28 protein-coding genes and 1 tRNA gene are annotated in these 24,624 nt (G+C 61.5%); 9 read left to right on the forward strand and 20 right to left on the reverse strand.

Annotation, left to right across the window (positions count from 1 at the left end):
* Nucleotides 1-31: 31 nt before the first annotated feature.
* Together K3166_RS03035 and argH are read right to left on the reverse strand one after the other, a co-directional pair.
* Complete coding sequence (locus K3166_RS03035) at nt 32-268, reverse strand: hypothetical protein (protein ID WP_221423229.1); 237 nt, start codon at nt 266-268, stop codon at nt 32-34.
* Nucleotides 268-1,641: an argininosuccinate lyase gene (gene argH / locus K3166_RS03040; RefSeq protein WP_221423934.1), complete on the reverse strand. Its 1,374-nt coding sequence runs from the start codon at nt 1,639-1,641 to the stop codon at nt 268-270. The genes K3166_RS03035 and argH overlap by 1 nt, the downstream gene beginning before the upstream one ends.
* Nucleotides 1,642-1,657: 16 nt before the next feature.
* Here argH and K3166_RS03045 point away from each other — a divergent pair, with 16 nt between their 5' ends.
* Nucleotides 1,658-2,215 carry a TlpA family protein disulfide reductase gene (locus K3166_RS03045; RefSeq protein ID WP_221423230.1) on the forward strand — a complete coding sequence of 186 codons (558 nt, stop codon included), beginning with the start codon at nt 1,658-1,660 and terminating at the stop codon, nt 2,213-2,215.
* On the opposite strand, the gene K3166_RS03050 is transcribed toward K3166_RS03045, so the two are convergent.
* The 3 genes from K3166_RS03050 to K3166_RS03060 all read right to left on the reverse strand — a co-directional run bounded on the left by K3166_RS03050 (nt 2,216) and on the right by K3166_RS03060 (nt 4,009).
* A tRNA-Val gene (locus K3166_RS03050) sits at nt 2,216-2,291 on the reverse strand.
* Nucleotides 2,292-2,346: 55 nt separating this feature from the next.
* Nucleotides 2,347-3,120 (reverse strand): Crp/Fnr family transcriptional regulator, encoded by a 774-nt coding sequence (locus K3166_RS03055; RefSeq protein ID WP_221423231.1) that lies wholly within the window; start codon nt 3,118-3,120, stop codon nt 2,347-2,349.
* A 124-nt stretch (nt 3,121-3,244) separates the two neighbouring features.
* A complete protein-coding gene (locus K3166_RS03060) occupies nt 3,245-4,009 on the reverse strand; it encodes a Crp/Fnr family transcriptional regulator (RefSeq protein ID WP_221423232.1) in 765 nt (254 codons plus the stop codon).
* Nucleotides 4,010-4,118: 109 nt separating this feature from the next.
* Between K3166_RS03060 and K3166_RS03065 the strand changes: the two genes are divergently transcribed.
* Entirely contained in the window at nt 4,119-5,096 is a 978-nt protein-coding gene (locus K3166_RS03065; protein ID WP_221423233.1) for an asparaginase, read from the forward strand.
* Between the two features lies 1 nt (nt 5,097).
* On the opposite strand, the gene K3166_RS03070 is transcribed toward K3166_RS03065, so the two are convergent.
* From K3166_RS03070 to fmt, 3 genes are all read right to left on the reverse strand, one after another.
* A complete protein-coding gene (locus tag K3166_RS03070) occupies nt 5,098-6,210 on the reverse strand; it encodes a zinc-binding dehydrogenase (protein WP_221423234.1) in 1,113 nt (370 codons plus the stop codon).
* A gap of 79 nt (nt 6,211-6,289) precedes the next feature.
* Nucleotides 6,290-7,039, reverse strand: a complete 750-nt coding sequence (gene truA / locus K3166_RS03075) for a tRNA pseudouridine(38-40) synthase TruA (protein WP_221423235.1) — start codon at nt 7,037-7,039, stop codon at nt 6,290-6,292.
* Nucleotides 7,036-7,944, reverse strand: coding sequence for a methionyl-tRNA formyltransferase (gene fmt, locus K3166_RS03080; RefSeq protein WP_221423236.1), 909 nt, complete (start codon nt 7,942-7,944; stop codon nt 7,036-7,038). The genes truA and fmt overlap by 4 nt, the downstream gene beginning before the upstream one ends.
* Before the next feature lie 52 nt (nt 7,945-7,996).
* Between fmt and recR the strand changes: the two genes are divergently transcribed.
* The 4 genes from recR (at nt 7,997) to K3166_RS03100 (ending at nt 10,870) form a co-directional block, all read left to right on the forward strand.
* On the forward strand, nt 7,997-8,593 hold the full coding sequence (gene recR, locus K3166_RS03085) for a recombination mediator RecR (protein WP_221423237.1): 597 nt from the start codon (nt 7,997-7,999) through the stop codon (nt 8,591-8,593).
* Between the two features lie 63 nt (nt 8,594-8,656).
* Nucleotides 8,657-9,223 carry a peptide deformylase gene (locus tag K3166_RS03090; RefSeq protein WP_221423238.1) on the forward strand — a complete coding sequence of 189 codons (567 nt, stop codon included), beginning with the start codon at nt 8,657-8,659 and terminating at the stop codon, nt 9,221-9,223.
* 4 nt (nt 9,224-9,227) lie between these two features.
* Nucleotides 9,228-9,407 (forward strand): hypothetical protein, encoded by a 180-nt coding sequence (locus K3166_RS03095; RefSeq protein ID WP_221423239.1) that lies wholly within the window; start codon nt 9,228-9,230, stop codon nt 9,405-9,407.
* 53 nt (nt 9,408-9,460) lie between these two features.
* A complete protein-coding gene (locus K3166_RS03100; protein ID WP_221423240.1) occupies nt 9,461-10,870 on the forward strand; it encodes a DNA recombination protein RmuC in 1,410 nt (469 codons plus the stop codon).
* Between the two features lie 3 nt (nt 10,871-10,873).
* Here the strand turns inward: K3166_RS03100 and K3166_RS03105 are convergent, their stop codons facing one another.
* The 8 genes from K3166_RS03105 to K3166_RS03140 form a co-directional block, all read right to left on the reverse strand.
* Nucleotides 10,874-12,643, reverse strand: a complete 1,770-nt coding sequence (locus K3166_RS03105) for an amidohydrolase (protein WP_221423241.1) — start codon at nt 12,641-12,643, stop codon at nt 10,874-10,876.
* Between the two features lie 91 nt (nt 12,644-12,734).
* Entirely contained in the window at nt 12,735-13,565 is an 831-nt protein-coding gene (locus tag K3166_RS03110) for a TrmH family RNA methyltransferase (RefSeq protein WP_221423242.1), read from the reverse strand.
* A 1-nt stretch (nt 13,566) separates the two neighbouring features.
* The gene (locus K3166_RS03115) at nt 13,567-13,845 is read right to left on the reverse strand and encodes an HPr family phosphocarrier protein (protein ID WP_221423243.1); all 279 of its coding nucleotides are present in this window, start codon (nt 13,843-13,845) and stop codon (nt 13,567-13,569) included.
* Entirely contained in the window at nt 13,842-14,267 is a 426-nt protein-coding gene (locus K3166_RS03120; RefSeq protein ID WP_221423244.1) for a PTS sugar transporter subunit IIA, read from the reverse strand. Before K3166_RS03120 ends, K3166_RS03115 begins: the two co-directional genes overlap by 4 nt.
* 68 nt (nt 14,268-14,335) lie before the next feature.
* Nucleotides 14,336-15,232 carry an RNase adapter RapZ gene (rapZ, locus tag K3166_RS03125; RefSeq protein WP_221423245.1) on the reverse strand — a complete coding sequence of 299 codons (897 nt, stop codon included), beginning with the start codon at nt 15,230-15,232 and terminating at the stop codon, nt 14,336-14,338.
* The gene (locus K3166_RS03130) at nt 15,229-15,687 is read right to left on the reverse strand and encodes an HPr kinase/phosphorylase (RefSeq protein ID WP_247714705.1); all 459 of its coding nucleotides are present in this window, start codon (nt 15,685-15,687) and stop codon (nt 15,229-15,231) included. Before K3166_RS03130 ends, rapZ begins: the two co-directional genes overlap by 4 nt.
* Nucleotides 15,684-17,249, reverse strand: a complete 1,566-nt coding sequence (locus K3166_RS03135; protein ID WP_221423246.1) for an ATP-binding protein — start codon at nt 17,247-17,249, stop codon at nt 15,684-15,686. Before K3166_RS03135 ends, K3166_RS03130 begins: the two co-directional genes overlap by 4 nt.
* Complete coding sequence (locus K3166_RS03140; protein ID WP_425594570.1) at nt 17,242-17,997, reverse strand: response regulator transcription factor; 756 nt, start codon at nt 17,995-17,997, stop codon at nt 17,242-17,244. The genes K3166_RS03135 and K3166_RS03140 overlap by 8 nt, the downstream gene beginning before the upstream one ends.
* A gap of 179 nt (nt 17,998-18,176) precedes the next feature.
* On the opposite strand from K3166_RS03140, the gene K3166_RS03145 reads away from it, so the two are divergent.
* Both K3166_RS03145 and K3166_RS03150 read left to right on the forward strand, forming a co-directional pair.
* Nucleotides 18,177-19,766 carry a phosphoenolpyruvate carboxykinase gene (locus K3166_RS03145; RefSeq protein WP_247714706.1) on the forward strand — a complete coding sequence of 530 codons (1,590 nt, stop codon included), beginning with the start codon at nt 18,177-18,179 and terminating at the stop codon, nt 19,764-19,766.
* 114 nt (nt 19,767-19,880) lie between these two features.
* On the forward strand, nt 19,881-20,411 hold the full coding sequence (locus K3166_RS03150; protein WP_221423248.1) for a DUF937 domain-containing protein: 531 nt from the start codon (nt 19,881-19,883) through the stop codon (nt 20,409-20,411).
* Here the strand turns inward: K3166_RS03150 and K3166_RS03155 are convergent.
* Both K3166_RS03155 and K3166_RS03160 read right to left on the reverse strand, forming a co-directional pair.
* Nucleotides 20,408-22,261: a DUF885 domain-containing protein gene (locus K3166_RS03155; protein WP_221423249.1), complete on the reverse strand. Its 1,854-nt coding sequence runs from the start codon at nt 22,259-22,261 to the stop codon at nt 20,408-20,410. The two genes, K3166_RS03150 and K3166_RS03155, sit on opposite strands and share 4 nt — an antisense overlap.
* A 37-nt stretch (nt 22,262-22,298) precedes the next feature.
* Nucleotides 22,299-22,661: a DUF3597 domain-containing protein gene (locus K3166_RS03160; RefSeq protein ID WP_221423250.1), complete on the reverse strand. Its 363-nt coding sequence runs from the start codon at nt 22,659-22,661 to the stop codon at nt 22,299-22,301.
* 118 nt (nt 22,662-22,779) lie between these two features.
* Between K3166_RS03160 and K3166_RS03165 the strand changes: the two genes are divergently transcribed.
* Entirely contained in the window at nt 22,780-22,989 is a 210-nt protein-coding gene (locus K3166_RS03165) for a hypothetical protein (protein ID WP_221423251.1), read from the forward strand.
* A gap of 19 nt (nt 22,990-23,008) precedes the next feature.
* Here the strand turns inward: K3166_RS03165 and K3166_RS03170 are convergent, their stop codons facing one another.
* Nucleotides 23,009-23,680, reverse strand: coding sequence for an energy transducer TonB (locus tag K3166_RS03170; protein WP_221423252.1), 672 nt, complete (start codon nt 23,678-23,680; stop codon nt 23,009-23,011).
* Between the two features lie 286 nt (nt 23,681-23,966).
* Nucleotides 23,967-24,623, reverse strand: a complete 657-nt coding sequence (locus tag K3166_RS03175) for an alpha/beta hydrolase (RefSeq protein ID WP_221423253.1) — start codon at nt 24,621-24,623, stop codon at nt 23,967-23,969.
* Nucleotide 24,624: the final 1 nt, after the last annotated feature.

The following is a 24,624-nucleotide window of genomic DNA, read 5'->3' on the forward strand; positions in this document are numbered from 1 at the left end:
GTCGAGCAAGCCTTGCTTGAAGGCCTGCAACCTATTCGGGAGGCAGGTCGAAGGGGTCATCCTCACGCTCTTCAGAGCGGGTGCGCAATTCGGTGCTGCGATCTGGTGCTGCTCGCGGGTCTAGCTCGAGCAGATCGTCGGCATCAGGCTGGACTTCCGCGCCGAATGGTGCCGGCGGCAGCGCGCTGCCGTCCAGCGGTTTGAGCTGCGCCTTCTGGCCGCAGCCAGCCAGCAAGGTGAGAGCGATCAGGGCCGCGCCAATGCGCATCAATTCTTCTCCAGCCAGCTACGGGCGTCTTTCACCTGCTGCCTTACCTGTATCGGCGCCGTCCCGCCATAGGAAGCACGGGCGGCAACAGACGCATCGACCGACAGCGCTTCGAACACCCGCTCGTCGATCCGGTCATCGATTGGCTTGAGGTCATCGAGGGACAGCCCATCCAGCGCGACCCCCTTGCTATCGGCCAGTTTGACCGCGGAGCCGGTAATATGATGGGCCTCGCGAAATGGAATGTCAGCCTGACGTACCAGCCAGTCGGCAAGGTCCGTGGCCGTGGCATGACCGGCCTCTGCTGCCTTGCGCATACGGGCGGTCTGAAAAGTGCTGTCTGCGACCATTCCGGCCATTGCGGCCAGCGACAGGTCGATCAGGCCAGCGGCTTCGAACACGGGCGGCTTGTCGTCCTGCATGTCCTTTGAATAGGCGAGGGGGAGGCCCTTCATCGTAATCATCAGGCTGGTGGTGCAGCCGATGATCCGTCCGGCATGACCACGCACCAGTTCCGCTGCATCCGGATTGCGTTTCTGGGGCATGATCGAACTGCCGGTCGAAAGCGTATCGGGCAGCTTGACGAAGCCGAACGGCTGGCTGGCCCAGATAATGAACTCTTCCGCGAGGCGCGACAGGTGAAGCGAACACTGGCTTGCCGACACCAGGTAATCGATCGCGAAATCGCGGTCCGATACCGCATCCAGGCTGTTGCGTGTCGGGCGCGCAAAACCGAGTGCCTGCGCCGTCATATCGCGGTCGAGATCGAAACCGGTCCCCGCCAGTGCCGCCGAACCCAGCGGGCATTCGTCCATCCGCGCAAGGGCATCGGCAAAGCGTGAACGGTCGCGCTTAAGCATCTCGAAATAGGCCAGCAGGTGGTGGCCAAGGGTTACCGGCTGTGCCGTCTGCAAATGGGTGAAACCCGGCATGATGGTATCTGCGTGTTCCTCGGCGCGGTTGACCAAGGCGCGGAGCACGGCATCGATGCCTGCGATTGCACGAGTATTGGCCGCGCGCACCCACATGCGGAAATCCGTGGCGACCTGGTCATTGCGGCTTCGTGCGGTGTGAAGGCGTCCGGCGGCCGGTCCGACAATCTCGGTTAGCCGCGCTTCCACGGTCATGTGGATGTCTTCGAGGTCCCAGTCTTCGGGAACGCCGTCACGTTCGTATTCCGCGGCGACTTGCTGCAGGCCGTCATCGATGGCCCTGGCATCGGCTTCGCTGACGATGCCTTGTTTGGCGAGCATCGCGACATGGGCGCGGCTGCCCGCGATATCTTCGCGCCACAGCGCCTTGTCGAAAGGGATCGAGGCGTTGATTTCGCGCATGATCGCGCTAGGCCCTTCGGCGAACCTGCCGCCCCACATCGAATTGGAGCCTTGATTGTCCCGTTTATCGCTCACGCTTGTCGTCACCTTGGGTGTTGCCGTCGCCGGATGCGATAGGAGCGCACCGGTCGAGGTGCAAGAAAGCGGTGCTTCGGCAATGGCAACCAGCGAAATCGACCGGACCTATGCCGGCGAGTTGATGCCCTTGCTCAATGTGAGCGATCCTGCAGGGCGTGAGCTTAATCTCGGTGCGAAACAGGGCACGCCGGTGTTGCTCAACCTGTGGGCCACATGGTGCGCCCCGTGCAAAAAAGAGATGCCGCTGCTGGATGATCTTGCGGCCGGCTATGGTGACCGGTTGCAGGTCATCACGGTGAGCCAGGATATGGGCGGGGCCGAAAAAGTCGCGGCGTATTTTGCCGAGAACAACTTCGAATATCTGGAGCCGTGGATCGATCCGCAGGCCGAGCTCGGGTCATTCTATGACAACACGCCGCTGCCCACGACCATACTGTACGATTCGATGGGGCAGGAAGTCTGGCGGGTCCGCGGCGATTACGACTGGTCGAGCGCGGAAGCGCGCGAAGCAATCGGTGAAGCTGTCGGGGAATAGTGGTGGGCGCTGACGGGCTCGAACCGCCGACCCTCTCGGTGTAAACGAGATGCTCTACCAACTGAGCTAAGCGCCCCCGATAAGGAGAAGCGCGCATTTAGCGTGGATTCGCGCAGCGTCAAGCGCGAGTATCAATCCCACACCTCATCAAACTTGAGCGCGCCGTCGCCATAGAGGTAATCCGGCTCGAACCGGGCATAGCGTTTCAGGCGGTCCCAATCGTCTGTAAACAGGTCGCCGCGGCGGATTTCCGCAATTCCGAGTTCGCGCATCTTGCCTACGGCGCGGTTGGCATGGATCGCACTGACCCCGCACATGTCCGCAAGATCGATCTGGGTGAAAGGTGTGCGCAATGCGCGCGGCGCGTCGCGCCCTATCAATTTCAGCCGCGTTTGCACTTCGGCAAAAAGGTGGGCGATCCGCTTGGGAGCATCGAGCTGCTCGAGGATCTGGATCCACTTGCGATCGATCGAGGCGTCCAGCAGCGTCGCGAACCACATGGCGCGCGCGATCCTGGGGCGGTCCTGCATGACTTTCTGGAGGCTGGCATGGCTAACCCGCCCAACCTTTATGGCGCCTGCTGCATCGACATTGTGATCGAGGCGCTTCAGTGCAAATCCGTGCAGGTCGACGAAATCGCCGGGTACGTTCACACCCAGGATGTAGCGCTTGCCGCCAGCTTCCATGGTGCGGAATACATACCCTTCGATCAGGATCGTGCTGTGGTCGGTAACGACGCCACGTTTAAGCAGGCGCGTGCCATCGCGGTGGTCTTCCACGGTATCCACGAGATTTTCGATGTAGCGGAGGTCATCGGCGCCGAGATGTTCCCGCAATCGACCAGCAAGGAACGCACCGGTGAGGGGAAACTCGGCTGTCCTGATATCACCACGAATTGCGTCCATTGCCCGAATGTAAAGCAAGCCTCAGGACCGGGGTCTATTGACCTTTGTTAGCTTTAGGTTCTTTTCGATGGTGTTGGCGCATTTTTAGGGCCCTGTGCTTTGTCATATGTTATAATTTGATGTCTTAAAGGCCATCCTGCCTCAGCGAAAGAGCCCCTTCGCTGTACAGATAATCCTTCTCGAAACAGGCGAAGGATTCCAGTTTCTGCCGGTCGATCACGCGCACTTCACCCCGGCGAAATTCGGCGATACCGCTTTTGCGCAGCTCGCCAATGGCGCGGTTCACGTGGACGGGCGTGGCGCCGCACATGTCTGCCAGGTCGGACTGTGTCAGCGGCGTCTTGAAGCCATCCGGGAACGCCATGCCAACCATATCGAGACGGTACCAGACCTCGGCAAAGATATGCGCGATCCGCTGCGGCACCTTGAGCTGTTCCAGCTTCATGATCCATTCGCGGTGCATGGCGGCATCCAGCAGGGTGGAAAACCAGAACAAGCGCGCCAGATGCGGCCTGTCCTTCATCACGTCGACAATGCGTTCATGCGGGACCAACCCGACCTTTGCAGGTCCGATACATTCGATATTGTGATCGAGGCGCTTGAGCGCGAAACAGTGCAGGTCGACAAAGTCGCCGGGCACATGGAAGCTCACACCATAACGCTTGTCGCCCGCATCCAGCGTGCGCAGCATAAAACCTTCGATCAGCATCGTGGAATGGTCACAGACATCGCCGCGTGAGATCAGCCGGTAGCCGTCAGGGTGTGTTTCCACCTTGGAGACGAGCGATTCCAGCTCTTCCTTCTCGGCTTCGGAAAGATCGTGCCTCAGCCTGCCTTCCAGGAATAGTCCGGTCTTGGGATAGCGCTCCATTTCCGTAGATTTCGTCATGCAGTCGCTCCCCCTCATAAAAACCGTAGCTGCGAGTGATGCTTTCGCAAGTGGCGATCGCAAAAAGCATGACGTGACCCGCGCTTTTACAGCCGCTATCGACTTTCCCATGCGTAAAAACCTTACTGTACTGGCCACAGGCGGCACGATCGCGGGGATTGCAGGCTCTGCGATCGCTCCGGATTATCGATCGGGCGAGATCGGCATCGACGAATATCTGGAAAAGGTCGGCGGCCTGGGGCTGGAGGCCGAACTTTCAGGGCAGCAGATTGCCAACATCGATTCCGCCGATATCGGGCCTGCCGAATGGAACCAGCTTTATGCGGCAATTATGAAAGCCGTTGCGGATGACGCCTGCAGCGGCATCATCGTCACACATGGTACCGATACGCTCGAAGAGACGGCTTTCCTGCTCGATCTGACAGTGCCCGCAGACAAGCCGGTGGTCGTCGTGGGTGCGATGCGTCCGGCTGATGCAGTTGGCTATGACGGTTTGAGAAATTTCGCCAATGCGGTGCGCGTCGCCAGCGATGCGCAGGCTGCCGGACGGGGCGTGTTGGTGGTGATGGGCGACCGCATTTTCTCGGCGCGCGATGTGCGTAAGGTAAGGACGCGCGGGTCCGACGCCTTTCGCGGCTTTCCGAGGGAATCCATTGGACTTGTGACCCCGTCCTCGCTCGAATGGTTCGGCGCGCCTTGGTGTGAAGGCTCTGCTGCAGCATTCGGCTGGTGCAAAGATTTGCCGGAGGTCGTCATCGTCTACATGCACGCAGCATTTAGCGCAGGCGAGCTGCTAAGGCATATCGGAGATGACACGCGCGGCGTCGTCATCGCAGGCGTGGGGGAAGGCAATATGCCCGAACCGGTGCGTCAGGAGCTTGTCCGGATTGCCCGGCGCGGCATTCCGGTGGTCAGGGCAAGCCGCGCGGACGAGGGTCTCGTCGACCGCGAGACGGAGGATGCCGAGAACCGCTTCGTCGCAGGGCGGGCGCTGAACCCGCAAAAAGCGCGCATCTTGTTGCAACTGCTGGTGGCGAACGGGATCACCGACCCCGCCGCCATCCAGAGCGCTTTCGACGGCCGATGAATCAGCCGTTCGGTGTGACCAGGTATTTTTCGCCGGTCTTCATCTGGCGGTAGTCCAGAATGGCGTCCTTGGTCAGCATGCCTTCCAGATCGACCTTGGTCTTGTAGTGGCTGGCAAAAGTGGTCGTCAGATTGTCGAGCACCCGTGTCCGCATCCGCATCACGGTTTCCATGCCCGCATTCTGCAAGAACGGCGTCAGCAGCCAGCCTGAAAGAGTCCAGCCGAATCCATAGGACGGGGTCAGGGTTGTCGGGCCGAAATCGAGGCGGCCATAAATGAACATGCGCTTCTGCTGGTTGGAACCATAGCGCGAATATTCGGTCATCTTCGACACTGCGACCTGCTCCATCGCCTTGAAGCAAGTATCGACCATCTGCCCGCCGCCGATAGGATCGAAGCCGTAGAATGCGTCGGTTTCGTCAATCGCGTTCTTGAGCTGGTTCATGAAATCGCTGTCGGACGAGTTCACCACGTGCGTCGCGCCCTGCGACTTGAGCAATTCCGCCTGCTCGTCCTTGCGCACGATATTGACGAGACCCATTCCGTCTTCGAGGCAGATGCGGTTGAGCATCTGGCCCAGGTTCGAAGCGCCCACGGTGTGCAGGATCGATTTCTGACTGTCCATCCTGGCGTTCTCGACGAAGCCAAGGGCCGTCATCGGGTTCACGAAGCTCGATGCACCCGCTTCCGAGCTGTGGTCGCCCAGCGGCAGGCACATGGCGGCATCGGCAATTGCATACTGGCTGAATGCATTGCCCGGGACACACGCGACCCGCTGGCCCATCAGTGCCTTGGCCATGTCGCTGTCACCGGTGGCGATGACCGTGCCGGCGCCTTCGTTGCCTGCAGGCAAGCGCTGGCCGTGGCGCGCCTTGGAGCCGGTGTTGAACGGCTCGGGCATCTTCGCGACGACCTTGCCGGGCGAATATTCGGCGTTTTCGAAATCGGCGGCGCCGGTCAGGATTGCAAGGTCCGACGGATTGATCGGAGCGGCTTCCATCTTGACCAGGACCTGGTTGCCGGTCGGATCGGGGAAGGTGCTTTCGGCGATCTCGACGGTCAATGTGCCATCTGCCTCAAGCGTAGTGAAAAGCTGTTTGCCGGTGGTGGTCATTCTTTATCTCCCTAACTGTCCCGTCCTTATGGGGCCATCGCTAGGCCCCCTGTGTCCGATTGGCTAGGGTGACGTTACGTCAGGCTTCGTCAGGATAGGTGGCTTCCACGAAGTACAGGCCATGGGGAGGGGCGTTCAGGCCAAGTTCCTGCCGGTCCTTCGCTTCGAGTGCCCGGGCGACTCGCTCGATTTCCCACCGGCCCATGCCCACTAGTGCCAGGCAGCCGACCATCGAGCGTACCTGGTGGTGCAGGAAACTGCGCGCGGCAGCATGGATCAGGACGTGATCGCCCTCACGCACCACGTCCAATCGGTCGAGCGTCTTTTCCGGGCTTGCAGACTGGCACTGGACCGAACGGAAGGTGGTGAAGTCGTGGAACCCGACCAGCGCCTGTGCGGCCTCGTGCATGGCATCCGCATCCAGCGGCTGGGGCACTTGCCAGGCGCGGTTCTTCTCCAGCGTCAGGGGAGCGCGGCGATTGGCGATACGGTACACATAGCTGCGGGCCGTGCAGGAAAAGCGCGCGTGCCAGTCATCGGCTACGATTGCGCAGTGGGTCACGGCCACCGGATCGGGACGCATCTGGGCATTGAGTGCCTGCATCAGGCGAAACGGCTCGATGTCTTTCTCGATGTCGAGATGGCTGCGCATGGCGAGCGCATGAACCCCGGTGTCGGTGCGGCCTGCACTGGCCAGCCTGACCTCTTCACCCGTCACCTTGAAGGCAGCATCCTCGACCGTTTGCTGCACGCTGGGCCCGTGGGGCTGGCGCTGAAGGCCGAAGAAAGGCGTGCCGTCAAATTCGATGGTCAAGGCCAAACGGGTCACGAAAGCATGGTGCCTTTTGCCACCGCATTGCCGCGCAGGAATGTCTCGAGATCCATTTTCGGTTTGCCTGCACGCTGGAGTTCCACCGGCCGGATGCTTCCGTCCGCGCAGCCAATGGCCAGCTTGTCATCCAGCACTTCGCCCGGCTCGCCCGACTCTTCGGCAAGCTCGGCGCGTAGCAGTTTGACGCGCTGCCCGTCTATTTCGAACCATGCTCCGGGGAAGGGCGAGAGGGCGTGGATATGGCGCACCACGTCCTGCGCAGGCCGCGCCCAGTCAATGCGCGCTTCTGCCTTGTCGATCTTCGCGGCGTAAGTGGCCTCGGCATCGTCCTGCTCGATCGCATGCAGCGCATCCAGGTCGATCAGCGTCCCCACCATCAGCTGGGCACCCAATTCGGCAAGCTCCTCGGTCAGTTCGCCGGTCGTCTTGTCCTCGATCGGAGTGCGCACTGTGGCCAGCATCGGCCCAGTATCGAGGCCCGCTTCCATCTGCATGATTGTGACGCCCGTCACCGGATCGCCCGCCATGATCGAACGGTGGATCGGTGCTGCACCGCGCCAGTGCGGCAGTAGCGAGGCATGGACATTGAGGCAGCCGTGGACAGGAGCATCGAGGATCGCCTGCGGCAGGATCAGGCCATACGCGGCAACCACTGCGATATCGGCTTTGAGGGCAGCGAATTTTTCCTGCTCTTCCGCTGACTTGAGCGATTTGGGGTGCCGCACTTCAATCCCCAGGCGCTCGGCTAGCTGGTGCACCGGAGTCGGCGTCAGTTCTCGCCCGCGCCGCCCGCCGGGGCGCGGCGGCTGGGTATAGACGCACACCACTTCATGCGCTGCATCGACCAGCGCTTGCAGCGTCGGCACGGCAAATTCCGGAGTTCCCATGAAGATTATGCGCATGACGTCTCGTGTGGCCTTTCTTGCTCGCGCTTGCGCCCCTATCTGTGCCACCATGGCATCGCAAGAGATCGAGACACTGGCATCCGCGCTGGCGCGCCTTCCCGGCCTTGGCCCGCGCAGCGCGCGCCGCGCTGTTTTGTGGCTGGTCAAACGCCGCGAAAGTGCACTTCCCGCGCTGCTCGAAGCACTGGCGACAGTGGGCGAGGCGCTGGTTGAATGCGACACCTGCGGCAATGTGGACACCACCAACCCTTGCGGTATCTGCGCCGACTCGCGCCGCGACGGTAAGGGATTGTGCGTGGTGGAGGACGTGGCCGATCTGTGGGCGCTGGACCGGGCCAAGCTGTTTACCGGCAAGTATCACGTGCTGGGCGGGAAACTGTCGGCGCTCGATGGAATTCGCCCGGAAGATTTGAACATCGCCAACCTCCTGTCGCGCGTGGAGCAGGGCGGGGTGGACGAAGTCGTCCTCGCGATGAACGCAACGCTCGAAGGGCAGACCACCGCGCATTACATTGCCGAGCGGCTGGAAGGCTTCCCCATCCGCATCACCCAGCTAGCCCACGGCCTGCCGGTCGGGGGCGAACTCGACTACCTCGACGAAGGCACTTTGGCGCAGGCGCTAAGGGCTCGCAGGCCGCTTGGCTGACCGATCGGTCTGACCGCTCCAATTCGATTGAAAAGCGCGCATTGCACGCCTATCTGACCGCTTATGGCTATCCGTGAAATTCTTGAAGTGCCGGATCCCCGGCTCAAAACCGTGTCCGAACCCGTCACCGAATTCGATGACGAGCTGAAAACGCTCGTCGATGACATGTTCGAAACGATGTATGCTGCGCCCGGTATCGGCCTCGCCGCAATCCAGGTCGGCGTGCCGAAACGCTTGCTCGTGATCGATCTCCAGCCGGAAGATCCCGACGGTGAACCGGTCGAATGCAGTCATGATGGGCACAAGCACACGCATCCCGCCACCAAGCTGGAGCCGCGCGTTTTCGTGAACCCGGAAATTCTCGATCCGGCAGAAGACTTGGCAACCTATCAGGAAGGCTGCCTGTCGGTCCCCGAAATCTTCGCCGATGTCGACCGCCCCGCTACCTGCCGGGTGCGGTATCAGGACCTCGACGGCAAGGTGCACGAAGAAGGGCTGGAAGGCTTGATGGCCACCTGTATCCAGCACGAGATGGACCACCTCGAAGGAATCCTGTTCATCGACCATCTCTCGCGCCTGAAGCGCAACATGGCGCTGAAGAAGCTGAAAAAGATGCGCGAATACGCGTGATCAATTGAGCTGGACCCGCGCCGCCATCGCCGGATTGCTTTTTGCATTCCTCATGTGCGGCTGGGCCTGGTTCGACCGCAATCCTGGATTTGACGAGCTTGCAATCCGGTTCTCGGTCTACTTTTTGGCATTCACTGTAGGCTTTCGCTTCCTGTATAATATGGCGACCGGCCGAAAAGCGTGAACTGCCGATAAGTGCCTCTGGCGTTCACCCTCCGTTCTGCCTAGAAGGGGGCAATGGACCCCACAATTATCGCCATCGTCGCACTCGTCCTCGGCCTCGGGCTGGGAATTTTCCTGGGTAACCGATTTGGTTCGGCCCCGGCGGCTGACTGGCGGGCACGCCATGAACAGCGCGATGCCGAAGCCAAGGACCTTTCGGAAAAACTGTCGCGCATGGCGCCTGAATTGGCGACAATGTCGGACCGCGCCGCACGATCGGATGAATTGGCTGCCAAACTCGACGCCGCGCGTGATGAAAATACCGCGTTGAAAGCCGAGCGGGCAGGGTTTGAAGAACAAAAGCGCCTCCTGGAAGAAAGCCGCGCGAACCTGCTCAAGGAATTCGAAAACACCGGTGCCAAGGTGCTGGGTGCGGCGCAGGAAAAATTCCTCGAGCGTGCGAACGAGCGGCTGGGGCACTCGGAAAAGACCTCGGAAGCCAAGATCAGGGAATTGCTGCAACCTGTCGGCGATCGCCTGAAGAAATACGAAGATCAGGTGGCTGCGCTGGAGGAAAAGCGCACCAACGCCTTTTCCTCGCTGGCCACCCAGATCGAACAGATGCGGCTGGGCCAGGAAGAGGTCAGGCGTGAGGCGCAGCGGCTTGGCAATTCGCTGACGAATGCTCCCAAGGCCCGCGGACGCTGGGGGGAACGGGCGCTCCAGAATGTGCTCGAACAATGCGGGCTCTCCGAACACACCGATTTCATCCTCGAACATTCGGTCGACACCGAAAGCGGGCGTCTGCGCCCTGATGCGATCGTCAATGTGCCGGGCCAGAAGCAGCTCGTGATTGACTCCAAGGTCTCGCTGAATGCCTATCAGGCCGCATTCGAGGCGGATGACGATGATGAGCGCAAGCGCCACCTCGATCTTCACGCCAAGTCGATGCGGGGCCACGTGCAGACGCTCGGCTCGAAAAGCTACCAGAGCCAGTTCGACGACGCGCCCGACTATGTCGTGATGTTCGTGCCGGGCGAACATTTCGTCGCTGCCGCACTGGAACATGATCCGGAGCTGTGGGACTTTGCTTTCCGTAACAAGGTTTTGCTGGCCACGCCGACCAATCTGGTCGCCATCGCGCGCACGGTCGCGCAGGTCTGGCGGCAGGACACGATTGCGCAAGAAGCGGTGGAGATCGGCAAGGCCGGTGCCGAGCTTTACGATCGTCTCGCAGTTGCCGCAGAACATATGAAACGTGTCGGCGGCGGGCTGGAAACGGCGGTCAATAATTACAATAAGTTCGTCGGTAGCTTCGAACGCAATGTCCTGTCGGCCGGCCGCCGGTTGTCGGAAAAGGGCATCGAAATCGGCAAGCGCGAGATCGAGGAAGTACCAAAGGTCGAGGCAACCCCTCGCTATAACGCCGAAGATGCCGCTCTGATCGAAAACGCTGACAAAGATGGCCGCGAAGCTGCCGAATAGGCGTCAGCGCTCGTAGACGATCTTCCCGTTCACCACGGTCATCACGATCTGGCCCCTGAGGATGGCTGCCGGGTCTTGCTGGGCCAGCGCGAACGGATCGATATCCATGACCGTCAGATCGGCCCAGCGGCCCGGCTTGATAATCCCTGTCTCGGCTTCGCGGAAGCCTGCGTAGGCTGACCATGAGGTGTAGGCCCGCAGTGCCTCTTCGATCGTCACTGCCTCGTCCGGATACCAGCCGCCTGCGGGCTGCAATTGCTTGTCGCGGCGCGTTACTGCGGCGTGCAGGCCGTAGAAGATGCTGTGATCGGACCCGGGATTGTCGGCATTGAATGTCAGGCGCGCACCGTTGCGGCGAAGGGTGCGCCAGGCATAGGCACCCCTTATCCTCTCTGCGCCGAGCCGGTCCTCGGCCCAGGTCTTGTCTTCGACCGCATGAGGCGGCTCCATCGAGGCGATGACGCCCAGTTCGGCGAAGCGGTCCATGTCTTCCGGAGCGATGACCTGCGCATGTTCGATCCGGTGACGCCCCTGCCGTGCGTCCGGGAATTGCGAAAATGCGGCTTCGATGATGCCAAGCGCTTCGCGGTTCCCAGCATCGCCGATGGCATGGATCCCGACCTGGAAACCGGCCTCCATGGCTGCGGCGTTGAGACCGCGGTCGAAACCGTATCCGCTGCCGCTGACCCCGCGATGCCCGGGCCGGTCGGCATAATCTTTCAGCAGGCGCGCTCCGCGTGAACCCAGAGCGCCGTCGTAATATGCCTTGACCGCACGGGTCACCAGCATGGAATCCGCATCGCTGTCGGGTCCCTTGGCGATCCAGCGCCGCATGAGCGGCTCGTCGCGAAGAGAGAGCATGGCATAGACCCGGATCGGCAAAGTACCGTCTGTTTCGAGCGCTTCGAAAACCTCCATCGAACGCGTATCGGCCCCGGCTTCATGGACCGTCACAAAACCGTCCCGTGCCATTTGCTGCAAACCCTTGCGGGTCTGCCGCTTCATGGTTTCAAGCGGAGTGGGCGGTATCGCGTCATCCAGCATCGTGGTCGCGCGGTTGAGGAACAGGCCGCTTGGCTGGCCGTCCGTTCCTGTGCGCATCTCGCCGCCCTCAGGCACCGGGGTTTCGCCGGTCAATCCGCCAGCGTCCAAGGCCGCCTGATTGGCCCATAGGGCAAACCCGTGAAGGCTTCGCAGCACTACCGGATGATCGGGTACGGCTGCGCTCAGCAGGGCTTTGTCCGGATACCGGTTGGCCCAGGCACCTTCGTCCCAGCCTGCTCCGAAAATCCATTCGCCAGCTGGCACCGATTTCGCCCGTGCTGCGACCAGCGCGACAGCCTCTTCCTGTGTGGCGACATCCGTCAGGTCGACCGCGTCGAGCTTGGCGCCGAATTCGACCACGTGCGTGTGGGAATCGACGAGGCCGGGGACCAATGTCGCGCCCTCCAGATCAACGAGGCGCGTATTGGCGCCTTCATAGGCCATGGCGCCCGTTGACGTGCCTGCGAAAACGATCACGCCATCATCGATTGCCACGGCCTGGGCATCGGGCCGCCAACCCGCCTCGCTCCATGGTGCATCGGAAGCAGGATTGCCTTCGCCGTCCGGCTCGCTCCAATCGAGCGAATAGACCCGGGCATTCACCAAAATAAGGTCTGCAGGGTCAACCTGCGCTTGCCCCAGAGTCTTGGGCGCGCAAGCCGCCAGGACGAGCAATCCGGATGCCAGCGCCACCTGTTTTGCGGCCTTGGCGTATGCAGAATATCCCATAGACCTCCGTGAGGCGTCCGGCGCAATCGCCCGAAGCCCTCTCCCCATCACGATTTCCCTGTGCACACCGCAGCAAGTTTCGGCGCGCAGATCAAGCTTGGCCGTTGCCGAGCCCCGCCAGCACTTCATAACCCAGCACTGCGGCTGCGACCGCAGCATTGAGGCTGTCGGCACGGCCTTTCATCGGCATCTGCACGCGCAGGTCGCAGGCCGTCTCGTATTCCTCGGGCAGGCCGCGGCTTTCATTCCCGACCATGACGAAGCACGGCGCAGCATAGGGCGCGCCGCGATAGGGCTGCGCGTCACGAAGCGAGGCCGCCACAAGCTGCCCCTTTGCGCTGCGCAGCCAGGGCTCGAACTCGTTCCAGGTCGCGCGCGCGATCTTTTGCGTGAATACGGCCCCCATACTGGCGCGCACCGCCTCGACGCTGAAGGGGTCAGCGCAATCATCGATCAGGATAACGCCGCCAGCACCGATCGCATCACCGGTGCGCAGCATGGTGCCAAGATTGCCGGGATCGCGCAGCGCCTGTGCGACAAGCCATATGTCCGCGCTCGACCGGTCCAGCGTGCCGAGCGAAGTGTCGAATTCCGCGAACACGCCGGCAACGGCTTGGGGATTGTCCTTGCCGGTGATCTTGCTGAGGATGTCGGGCGACGTTTCGATGACTTCACCGCCCGCTGCTTCGACCGCGGTTTCCAGCGCGGTCAAGAGGGGGTGGGGATCGCGCTTGCTCGACAGGACCAGAACTTCCGGCACATGACCGCATTCGCGCGCATCGGTGAGCAGGCGCAGGCCCTCGGCGAGGAATTTGCCCGCCGCCTTGCGGTGCTTCTTCTCGCGCAGCGCCCGGAGCGCCTTTACCGTGGGATTGGAAAATCCGGTAATGACCCGGCGTTCGAACCTTTCGGGGCTCGTCATGTCAGGGTTCCCCGAAACCATCCTCGATCATGGCGCAGAGGTCGGCCATGACAGCAGCGGCATTGTCACCGCTCACGATCAATTCAATCATATCGCCCTTGGCCGCGCCGAGCATCATCAGCCCCAGGATCGAGCCACCCTCAGCCTCGTTGCTGCCCTTGGCAACGCGCACGGTGCATCCGTCGGGAATTTCCGCAACTGCGCCGACGAACTTCGCACTGGCCCGGGCGTGCAGACCGCGCTGGTTGACCACGGTGAGCTGTTTGCGAAGCTCGCTCAACTTGCCTTCCGCGCGCTGTCGATATCCTGGCCGAGGAATTCGCTGGCCACGGTAATGTAACTGCGTCCGGCGGTTTGCGCTGCATGGACCGCATCGACGACATTCATCGACTTGCGCGCACCGGCGAGGCGGATCAGCATCGGCAGGTTGATCCCGGCGATAACTTCGATCCGACCAGCGTCGAGCAACGAGATCGCGAGATTGGACGGTGTCCCGCCGAACAGGTCGGTCAGGATAATCGCGCCGTCACCGTCGTCCACCTTGGCGATAGCGTCGGCGATATCCTTGCGCCGCTGCTCCATATCGTCGTTCGGACCGATGCAGATAGTTGCAACGTTTTCCTGACGACCCACTACGTGCTCCATCGCCTCGATGAAGTGTTCGGCCAAACTGCCGTGTGTGACGAGAATCATACCGATCATGCGATGCGAGCCGTACGTTGCTTTCCGAAGGATTTAGTCTTGTCTTTCGACCATTTGCGGCGAGGGAATCAGCGGCGCTCGAGCGGATCGGCGGGGCGGCTTCCCAAATTTCTATGAATGACCGTGGGCGAAAATCCTGCCTCGCGCAAGACCTCTGCCGCGCGTTCCGCACTGTAGACAGACCGGTGCCTCCCCCCGGTACATCCAAAGGCGATGTTCAGATAGCTGCGCCCCTGCTCGGCGTATCGCGGCAGAAGTTCGCGCAATGTGTCGGCTATGCGGTTGAAAGACGGCGAAAATGCCGGGTCATTTGCAATATGCTCGGCCACTGCTTCATCGAGTCCGGTCTGTTCGCGCAGCCCTTCGATCCAGTGCGGATTATCGAGGAAACGCATGTCGAAAACCAGGTCCGCAAGCGGGGGCATCCCGCGCGCGAAACCGAAGCTGGAGACGGTTATCGTCATGTCCCTGGTCTCGCTGTCGGCAAAGCGTTCACGGACCAGCTGTTGCAGCTGGTTGACCGAAAACCCGGTCGTATCGATCACGATATCGGCCCATCGCCGCAGCGGTTCGAGCAATTCGCGTTCGGCCACGATGCCGCCGGCCACGGGACGGCCGCGCGCCATCGGGTGCGGGCGACGGGTCTCGTTGTAACGGCGTTCCAGTTCGGTGGTTGAGCAGTCGATAAAGAGCGTGACCAGTTCGATGTCATCGCGCTGCGACAATGCCTTGCACTGCTCGGTTATTTCGCTCGGCACGAAGCCGCGGGTGCGGGAATCAAACCCGATCGCGAGCGGTGCTGGCTGTCCCGTCTCGTTTGCCACAAGACCCGCGAGCAGGCGGATCGGGAAATTGTCGATCGCCTCCCAGCCCAGATCCTCGAGGACCTGTAGCGCAGTCGTCTTTCCCGCCCCGGAAAGGCCGGTCACCAGAAGGATACGCTGCTTTTGCGATTCGTCGCTCATGACTTGTCCTTAGCACCGCTGGACGGGGAAGGTCGAAGCGGCAGTCCATGTTTCTCCAGCGCATATTCCGCGCGCAGGGCCTGGATTGCGTCGCCGGGGCGGAATTTGAGGATTGGAATGGCAGCGCCCATGACCGTGCGTTCTGCTATGGCGAGTGGATATCGTTCGGCATCATCCTCAAGCGAGAGGATCAATGCGAGAGGGGCGCGTGTAGTGGGAAGCTCCACGATGCCCACGTTTCTCACTTCGATCTTGCCTGAAATCTGAGGGGCAGGACCGGCGAAGGGTGGGCCATCGCTGCCAGTCAGCTCGATCCCGTCATCGCCGACCAGCTGTGCACCCCGGTCAATCAACGACAGGGCAAGCGAGGTTTTTCCGCTTCCCGGCGGACCTTCGATCATGATCGCTCGCCCGCCGATTGCGACGCAGCTCACATTGGCGACCTGCATTGTCATCGGGCAGGGGGAATGCTCAGCACGAGACAGGCGCCGCTTTCGCCGTCGGGCCTGCTCTCTGCGTGCAGGGTTCCGTCATGCGCCTCCGCAATCGTGCGTCCAATTGCGAGGCCGAGGCCAGAATGATTGCCGAAATCCTCTTCTGCGGGACGGTCGGAATGGAACCGGTGGAAGACCTTTTCGCGCTTTTCTTCCGGGATGCCGGGTCCGGCATCCTGGACCGCGATATCGATCATGCCGTCACTCTGGCTGAGCGACAGCGTGATTGTCCCGCCCTGCGGCGAGAATGAAACCGCATTGTCGAGCAGGTTCTCGATGACCCGCTCAAGCCGGATCGCAACGCCCATAACGTAAAACGGCCCCCCGTAAGCGTGAATTTCGACCTTCCTTCCATTATTCTCGCCGCGCTCTTCTCGGCTCGCGACGATATTGTGCACCAGCGCGTCAAGTTCGATCCGTTCAAATTCGGCGCGCGAGAGTTCCGCATCGATGCGGCTCGCATCGCTGATTTCGGTCACCAGCCGGTCGATCCGGCGCACATCATGGATCACGATGTCGAGCAATTGCTTGCGCAGATCGGGGTCGTCGACCTTGCCGAGTGATTCCGTGGCGCTGCGCAGGCTCGCCAGCGGGTTCTTGATTTCATGTGCGACATCGGCGGCGAAACTTTCCACCGCGTCGATCCGGTGGCGCAGCGCGGCGGTCATGTCGGATGTCGCCCGCGCCAGCATGCCGATCTCATCGCGCCTGTCGGGCAAGCGGGGCACTTCGACCGCACGGTCGCGGCCCTGCCTTACGCGCACGGCAGCCTGCACCAGTTCGCGCAAAGGCCGAACGATGGTCTGCGCCAGGAAGAAGGACAGCAGTGTCGAGACGAGCAGGAACATCAACACGATCACTGCAACGCTGCTGCGCGCAGCGCGCACGCTTTCGGTGATATCGACCGGATTACGGGTCAGAAGCAGCGTGTCCCCATCAAGCCCCACTGGCGCAGCCGCGTTGATGACGTGAGTTCCATCGGGTGCATCGCGCAGCACGATCTGGGTGAGGCTTTCTTCACGTGCCCGAACCAGTTCCGGCCAGGCCGATGCGTCGTCGGTCTCCGGATCGACATAGTCTGGCAATGCGGGGGCGCCGACAACACGGTCGAACCAGCGATCCATGCGCAAGGCGAAATCGCCTTGGTCGACTTCGGATGGCTCTGGCAAATCGAAGCTGGGCGGGGCGAGCTTGAAACTGTCAGATTCCAGCTTGCCATCAGGGCCGTAGACCCTGAGGCGCAGACGCTGTTCCTTGCCGATCTGGATCAGCAAGGCTTCCTGGCGTTGCACCGTCGCCCCGGCGAGGGCTTCGGCGGTGATCTGTGCTTCGACTAGCGCGAGCTTGAAGCGTTCATCCAGCAATTGCTTGCGGTAACTGTCGAGATAAAGGACCCCGCCGCCCAGCAGCACCAGCGGCAGGACGTTCACGAACAGGATACGGCTGGTCAGCGAGAGGCGGCGAGACCAGCGCAGCTTCTCCAGCCGCGGATCGCCTCTCAGGACGCTTTCTCTGTCAGCCATCGCTGAAGCTGTAGCCAGCACCGTATAGCGTTTCGATGGAATCGAAGGTGCCGTCCACGCTGCGGAACTTGCGGCGCATACGTTTGATGTGACTGTCTACCGTCCGGTCGTCGACGAAGATATCGTCGGGATAGGCTGCATCCATCAACTGGTTGCGGCTTTTGATGACGCCGGGGTGCAGCGCCAGCGCTTCCAGCAGCAGGAATTCGGTCACGGTGAGCGACACGTGTTGCCCGTCCCAGGTGACGTGATGCCGGGCAGGGTCCATCCGCAAGCGGCCACGCTCGATGATTTCCGCAGGCTTCTCGCCCACTTCCGCAGCCAGTGGGCGGCGCGCATCGGAACGGCGCAGGATGGCGCGGATGCGGGCCAGCAAAAGGCGCAGTGAGAACGGTTTGGAGATGTAATCGTCCGCACCCATCTGCAGCCCGGCTTCTTCGTCCTGCTCATCGTCCTTGCTGGTCAGGAAAATCACCGGGAGCGCAGAGTTTGCGCGCAGACGGCGCAGCAATTCCATCCCGTCCATCTTGGGCATCTTGATGTCGAAAATGGCAAGATCGGGCGGGTTCTGGAGCAATGCATCCAGGGCAGCTTCGCCGTCCGAATAGACCCGGGTCGCGAAACCTTCTGCCTGCAACGCGATCGAAACGGTCGTCAGGATATTGCGATCATCATCGACAAGCGCGATGACCGTGCGGTCGTCTGCCTGCTGTGCGGTACCGTCTGCAGCTTGGTTTTCCATCGCCATGCGGACTAACCCCTTTCGCAGCCCAATACAACGCACGCTCCGCACGGGTTAAGGCCGAATAGCCATCCCGCATGTTTGACGTCGCGGTTTGGCCGGACTAAGTGCAGGGCGAAGGGCGGCGCATTCGTATGCGCCAGCGATTCCCGAACACATTTCGCTCACCAGCGCTGGAGATTTCAGTGACCTTTCCGCTTTCTACCTCGCTTGCCGCGCAGGGCATCGAGACTACTGCGACGATCCATCCCAACCTCAATTCGGAAGAACTGACGGCTGCTGCTCTCGAGCGCGGTGAAGGCCGCCGAGCCAAGCATGGCCCGCTGGTTGTCGAAACCGGCAAGCACACCGGCCGCAGCGCGAAGGACAAGTTCATCGTTCGCAACGCCGAGACAGAAGACACTGTCTGGTGGGACAACAATGCCTCGATGAAGCCGGAACACTTCGCCGCGCTGAAGAAAGATTTCCTGAAGGCCCTGGGCGATAGAAGCGAACTGTTCGTAGCCGACCTGTTTGGCGGTTCGCAGCCTGAGTACCGGGTCAAGGTTCGCGTCATCAACGAACTCGCGTGGCACAACCAGTTCATCCGCACCCTGCTGGTGCGCCCGACCGAGGCTGAACTCGAAGGGTTCGTGCCGGAATACACGATCATCGACCTGCCGGCTTTCCATGCCGATCCCGATCGTCACGGAACGCGCGGCGAAACGGTTATCGCGGTAAACCTCGAAGAAAAGCTGATCCTCATCGGCGGCACCAAATATGCCGGCGAAATGAAGAAGAGCGTCTTCGGCATTCTCAACTACCTGCTGCCGCCCAAGGGCGTGATGCCGATGCATTGCTCGGCCAACATCGGTCCCGACGGCAAGAGCGCAGTGTTCTTTGGCCTTTCCGGCACCGGCAAGACGACATTGTCTGCCGATGCCAGCCGCACGCTGATCGGTGATGACGAGCATGGCTGGTCGGACACGGCAGTCTTCAATTTCGAAGGCGGCTGTTATGCCAAGATGATCCGGCTTGATCCCGAAGCGGAACCGGAAATCTTCGCGACGACCCGCATGGAAGGCACGGTCCTCGAAAACGTCGTGATGGACGAAGACGGAGAAATCGACCTCGAGGACAACAGCCTCGCCGAGAACACCCGCGGTGCTTATCCGCTATCCTCGATCCCGAATACCTCGGAAGATAACATGGGCCCGCCGCCCAGCAATGTGATCATGCTGACCGCCGATGCGTTCGGCGTTTTGCCTCCGATTGCGCGGCTAACGCCCGATCAGGCGATGTATCACTTCCTGTCCGGTTACACGGCAAAGGTTGCCGGAACCGAAATCGGCGTCACCGAGCCAGAGGCGACTTTCAGCACCTGTTTCGGTGCACCGTTCATGCCGCGCCACCCGAGCGTCTATGGCAATCTGCTGAAAAAGCGCATTGCCGAAGGCGGTGCACAGTGCTGGCTGGTCAATACCGGCTGGACCGGCGGCAAATACGGCGTCGGCAGGCGGATGCCAATCAAGGCCACCCGCGCGCTGCTCAACGCGGCGCTCGACGGATCGCTGGGCGATGCGCAGTTCCGCAAGGATCCCAATTTCGGTTTCGAAGTGCCGATTGCGGTCCCCGGCGTCGATAGCCAAATCCTCGACCCGCGTTCGACATGGGCCGATGGCGAAGAATACGACCGCACCGCCCACAAGCTGGTGCAATTGTTCGTCGACAATTTCGAACCTTTTGCTGCCCATGTGGATCAGGGCGTGCGCGACGCTGCGCCTGCCGCAGCCTAAAAAGTTACAGAGCTGGAGAGGAGAGTCCCCGGTTCGCGGAAACGCGGGCCGGGGGTTTTCGTTGTAGCGGTATAACGTCGTTCAATCTGCGCGGCGCAACGCAAGGAAATGACGATGAATCTTTCACAAGCCCTGATGCAAAACGGCGCAATTGACTCGATGGCGGGAGAGCTTGGCGTAGACCAGGCGACGGCCCAGAAAGCTGCCAGCGCGCTGTTGCCGGCAATCGTGGCGGGCATGGGCCGTCAGTCGACGGCTGCTTCGCCTGCCAGCGGACTTGGCGGTCTTGGAAGCATCCTCGGCGGATTGGCCGGCGGAAGCGCTGGCGGCGGACTGGGCAGTATCCTGCTCGATTCCGTCCTTAACAAGAACCCGACCCCGACCGCGCCGGGCAACGACATTCTCGGTGAAATCTTCGGCGGCAAGGATGTCAGCCGCGGTGTCGCCGAGGAAGTGGCAGGCAGCACCGGGTTGCCACCCGAACTGCTCAAGAAGATGCTGCCAATCCTGGTCACCGCCGTGGTCGGATACATGATGAACCAGAACAAGGGCGGCACCAGCGCTGGCGGAGCGGGCGGCGGCGCACTGGGCGGCGCTTTGGGCGGTCTGCTCACTCAGGTGGTTGCAGGAATGGGACGCCGCTAAGCGCCGACCCCCGCGATATACCGGCCTACGTTCTTCTCCAGCACGTCCATCGGGACATTGCCGCCAAGGATGACCGCGTCGTTGAAGGCCTTGAAGTCGTAGGCCGGGCCAAGCACCCGGCGAGCCCGCTCGCGCTGGTCGACGATGCGGCTGTGGCCCAGCTTGTAACCGGTCGCCTGTCCGGGCCAGCTGCAATAGCGGTCGACTTCGCCTTCGACTTCGTTGCGCTTGCTGCCATTGCGCTCGACAAAGAAATTGACGGCCCGCTCGCGGCTCCAGCCCTTTGAATGCAGGCCGGTGTCGACCACCATGCGGCAGGCGCGGAATGCGAGGCTTTGCAGGTACCCCAGCTTGCCGACGGTATAGTCGTCATATGCGCCCAGCTCGTCAGCCAGTTGTTCGCCGTAAAGCGCCCAGCCTTCGCTGAAGGGATTGAAGGCCAGGATTGATCGGATCAGCGGCAGGCGGTTCGAATATTCGCCTTCCCAGACATGGCCGGGAATGGTCTCGTGATAGGTCAGGTCGGCCAGATCGTATTTACGGTGCAGATCGGTGGTCCGCAGGTTGATCCAGAAGCGGCCCGGAATGGTCCCGTCCTTGCTGCCTGCGCCGCCATATGCGCCTGGAGCGCCGACTTCTTCGGCCACGGGGATACGCACGACTTCCATATTGGGATCGACCAGCGTGTTGAACGCACGGGGCATCTGCGCCTTGATCCAGTTCACCCGGTCCCAGATGAACTCCATGATCTCTTCGCGGCCCGGATCGCCCTCCGCGAACATATAACGCGGGTCGGCGCCCAGCTCCTGCATCCGCTCGCCAACAGAACCGCTGGTGTAGCCAATTTCGCGCAAGATCGGGTCCATGCGGGAATGCAGCGATTCCAGTTCTTCGAGGCCCTGTTGATGCACCTCGTCAGCGGTGAGCGTGGTCGTGGTGCTAGAACGAAGCGCCCATGAGTAGAACTCGTCGCCGCGCGGGCGTGCTGAAATGCCCGGGTCGTCAGTAGCCACGCGGCGCTCGGCCTTCAGTTCTTCGAGCTGCCTCGTCAGGGCCTCGGCAATCGGGCCGCTCTCAAGTGTCATGGCGCGATTGGCATGGCTTTCCGGCATGCCTTTGGCAGTCAGCTTGGCGCGCAGGTCAGCGGCGAATAGCTCCCCTTTCCCGGCGCTCGCGATGGTCTGCTCCATCTGGCGCATTGCCTTGTCGAGAAGGAAGCCGGGAGGGACAACGCCCATGCCGCGCGCGCTTTGGATGCGGGCCAATTCCCCGTCGAGCGAAGCGGGAAACGCCTCCAGCCGTTCGATATAGGCATCGGCATCATCGCCGTTCTCGACCTTCTGGTTCGATTGCATGAAGCGCGGCATGGCGAGGTATTCGCCCACGTTCTGGATCACGACATAGGGTGCGGTACGCCAATTACCGACGGGCGTATCGCCGTAGGGCAGGGCGAAGCCATCGAGGGCTAGGTCGTAGGCGCTTTCGACCACATCGAGGTTGGTGATCGTGGTGCTGTCCAGCCCATCGCGGGGAAACGCCCGGACGCGCGCAAGATCCTGCCGCAGCGTCGCAGCATAGGCATCCTGGCCTTCAGGTGACTGGTCTTCCAGCTTTCCGCGCAGATAAGCGTATTGGCCGGTATCGACGCCAAGGCTCGTCGCCCGCTCAGGCTCGTGTTCCAGCAGATTGTACGCTGCGACTTCAAGCAGCCGCTCTGCGCCGATTTTCTGTGCAGCGGCGATACCCTCGGCGCGCGGCAGTGCAGCGCATCCGCCAAGGGTAAGAGCCGTGGTTGCGCCAAGCCCGGCGAGAACTTGGCGGCGGGTTGCTTCGATGCTGTGTGTTGTCATGCGCGCGGGTGTGTAACCCGCGCGCTAGACTGTCAAATCAATCGAGGAATTCAGCCGGGACACGGCCGCCATTGGCCGACAATTCCTGCATCGTGCGGCGATGCAGCCAGATGTTGTCTTCCGCGCTACCGCTGTAATCGTCACGGCCCAGTTCCTGCGCCAGCGCCTTGCGGTTGTCGTAGCTGGAATCGACATTGATCAGCTTCATCAGGTCAACGATGCTGGTGCGCCAGTTGAGACGATCGGCACCGGGCATGGAATCGAGGCTGTTCTCGACATTGATGATCGGGACGGTCTGGTCCTGCTTGGAAGGGATGCCAGTGGTCTTGGGAAGCGGAGCATCCTGAGCCTTGGCTTTCTTGCCGAAAATCGCTTCTTTGATTGAGCTGAAAATGCCCATTGTCGTCTCCCATCTATCTGATTTGCGGCCCTTGCGGCCTCACATCAGCTTAACGGTGGCGACTTGCACTCGTTCCGCGACTATACGCGGGTTTACAATCTGACTTTGCGGGGAAGTGATGCTCGACACTATTCTTTCAATCACCGTGCTGGCCGCCGCACTGCTGCTGTTTGGCGCCTATATGCTGTGGCGGCGCACGGGAAATGCGAAGCATCCGTTGCTGATGGTCCTGCTGGCGGTGATCGCGGTCATCAATGTCATGATCTGGACCGTGCCAGCCGCCGACGGTGAAGCCCCGCTCGACAAGGTCGAACGAGGCTCGCGCTGACGCTGCCGTTGAAGGAGGCTTAGTTGGGCAGCTGCCAGAGCACCGAGCCGGTATAGCTTCCCGCCACCGGCTCGCCCGAGCGACCGCGGGCGGGCTCGAACTTCGCGCGCTTTTGGACCAGCACGCATGTCGCATCATCCAGTACCGAATGTCCGGTTGAGCGGGTGACACGGCATCCGGTAACCTTGCCCGAGGCAGCGATGTCGAGCGTGAAAGTTGCTGTGCCGGTCAGATCGCGCCGCGCCCAGCTGGACTTGTAATCGCGATCGCTGAGCCAGGCTCCCGGATCGTTGCGCGGCCTGGCGCCGACCGGATCGAAGCCGGTCGGAGTGGGCGCAGGCGGAGCCAGTTCGGTCGGGCCGGGCTTGGTGCGCGGCTGCGGCGGCAGGATCAGGTCCGTGGTCGGGATGACCGGCGTAGTGTCGATCAGGCTGAAATCGGGCTTTGGAACCGTGATCGGCGGAGTGGTTACGGCCTCCTGCGCCGCAGAGGGCGGTGTTTCCGGCGGCGGTGTTTCTGGCGGCGGAGGCGGATCAAGTGGAAATTCGACCCCCGCGAACGGTTCATCTTTCTGAACCAGCATCTGCGTCACGCTCAAACCGGTGATCACGGCGAAGCCGATTGCTGCCTGCACTCCGATGGCGGCGGCCATTCCGGCGGGTGAAGCCCTTCGGTTGTCTGCATAAGCCATCGTCTTTCCTCTCCTTTGCGACTCGGAATAGCAATGTTACAACATAACATACAAATTGCAAGAGGGAGTGATTTGCGGCTGGGAGGGCTGGTCGTGGTCTTTGAGTTGGAGCTTCTATTTGGCGTCAGGCATTAACGCGCGCATCCGCTCGCGGGGCTATCCCGGCGCAAGCGAACTGATGGGCAGTGCTCCAAGCGGCCAGCCGACTGCGAGCGCCCCTTGTCCGGGAGCGGTAGCGATAGGGCAGATCAAGCGCTCCGACCGCATTGGGCCGAGCGCTTGGAGATTACTTGATCGGGCAGGCCGGATCGAGACGAAAATCGAGGTAATTGTCGACCGACTTCATCAGGTCTTCCTGCTCGTTTTCGAAGAAGTGATTGGCGCGCGGGATTTCTTCGTGGTGCACGGTGATATGCTTCTGCGTGCGCAGCTTCTCGACGAGCTTGGTCACGGCACCGGGCTGGACAACGGTGTCCTGCGCGCCGTGGATGAAGATACCGCTGGCGGGGCAAGGTGCCAGGAACGAGAAATCATACATGCTCGCCGGGGCGCCAATGCTCAGCCAACCGCGAATTTCCGGACGGCGCATGAGCAATTGCATACCGATGAGCGAACCGAAGCTGACACCGGCAACCCAGGTTACCTGCGCTTCGGGGTGGATTTCCTGAACCCAGTCGAGCGCGGCAGCTGCATCGGAAAGTTCACCGACGCCGTTATCGAAGCTGCCCTGGCTACGGCCCACGCCGCGGAAGTTGAACCGCAAGGTCGCAAACCCGCGATTGACGAAGGTCTTGTAGAGCCGCTGCGTGATCTGCTCGTTCATGGTGCCGCCGCCCTGCGGGTGCGGGTGCAAGATCATCGCCACGGGTGCGCGGGGGCGCGGTGCGGGAGAGAAACGGCCTTCAAGGCGGCCTTCGGGGCCGGGAAAAATCACGGTCGGCATG

This window comes from Qipengyuania psychrotolerans (assembly GCF_019711355.1).
GTDB lineage: Bacteria > Pseudomonadota > Alphaproteobacteria > Sphingomonadales > Sphingomonadaceae > Qipengyuania > Qipengyuania psychrotolerans.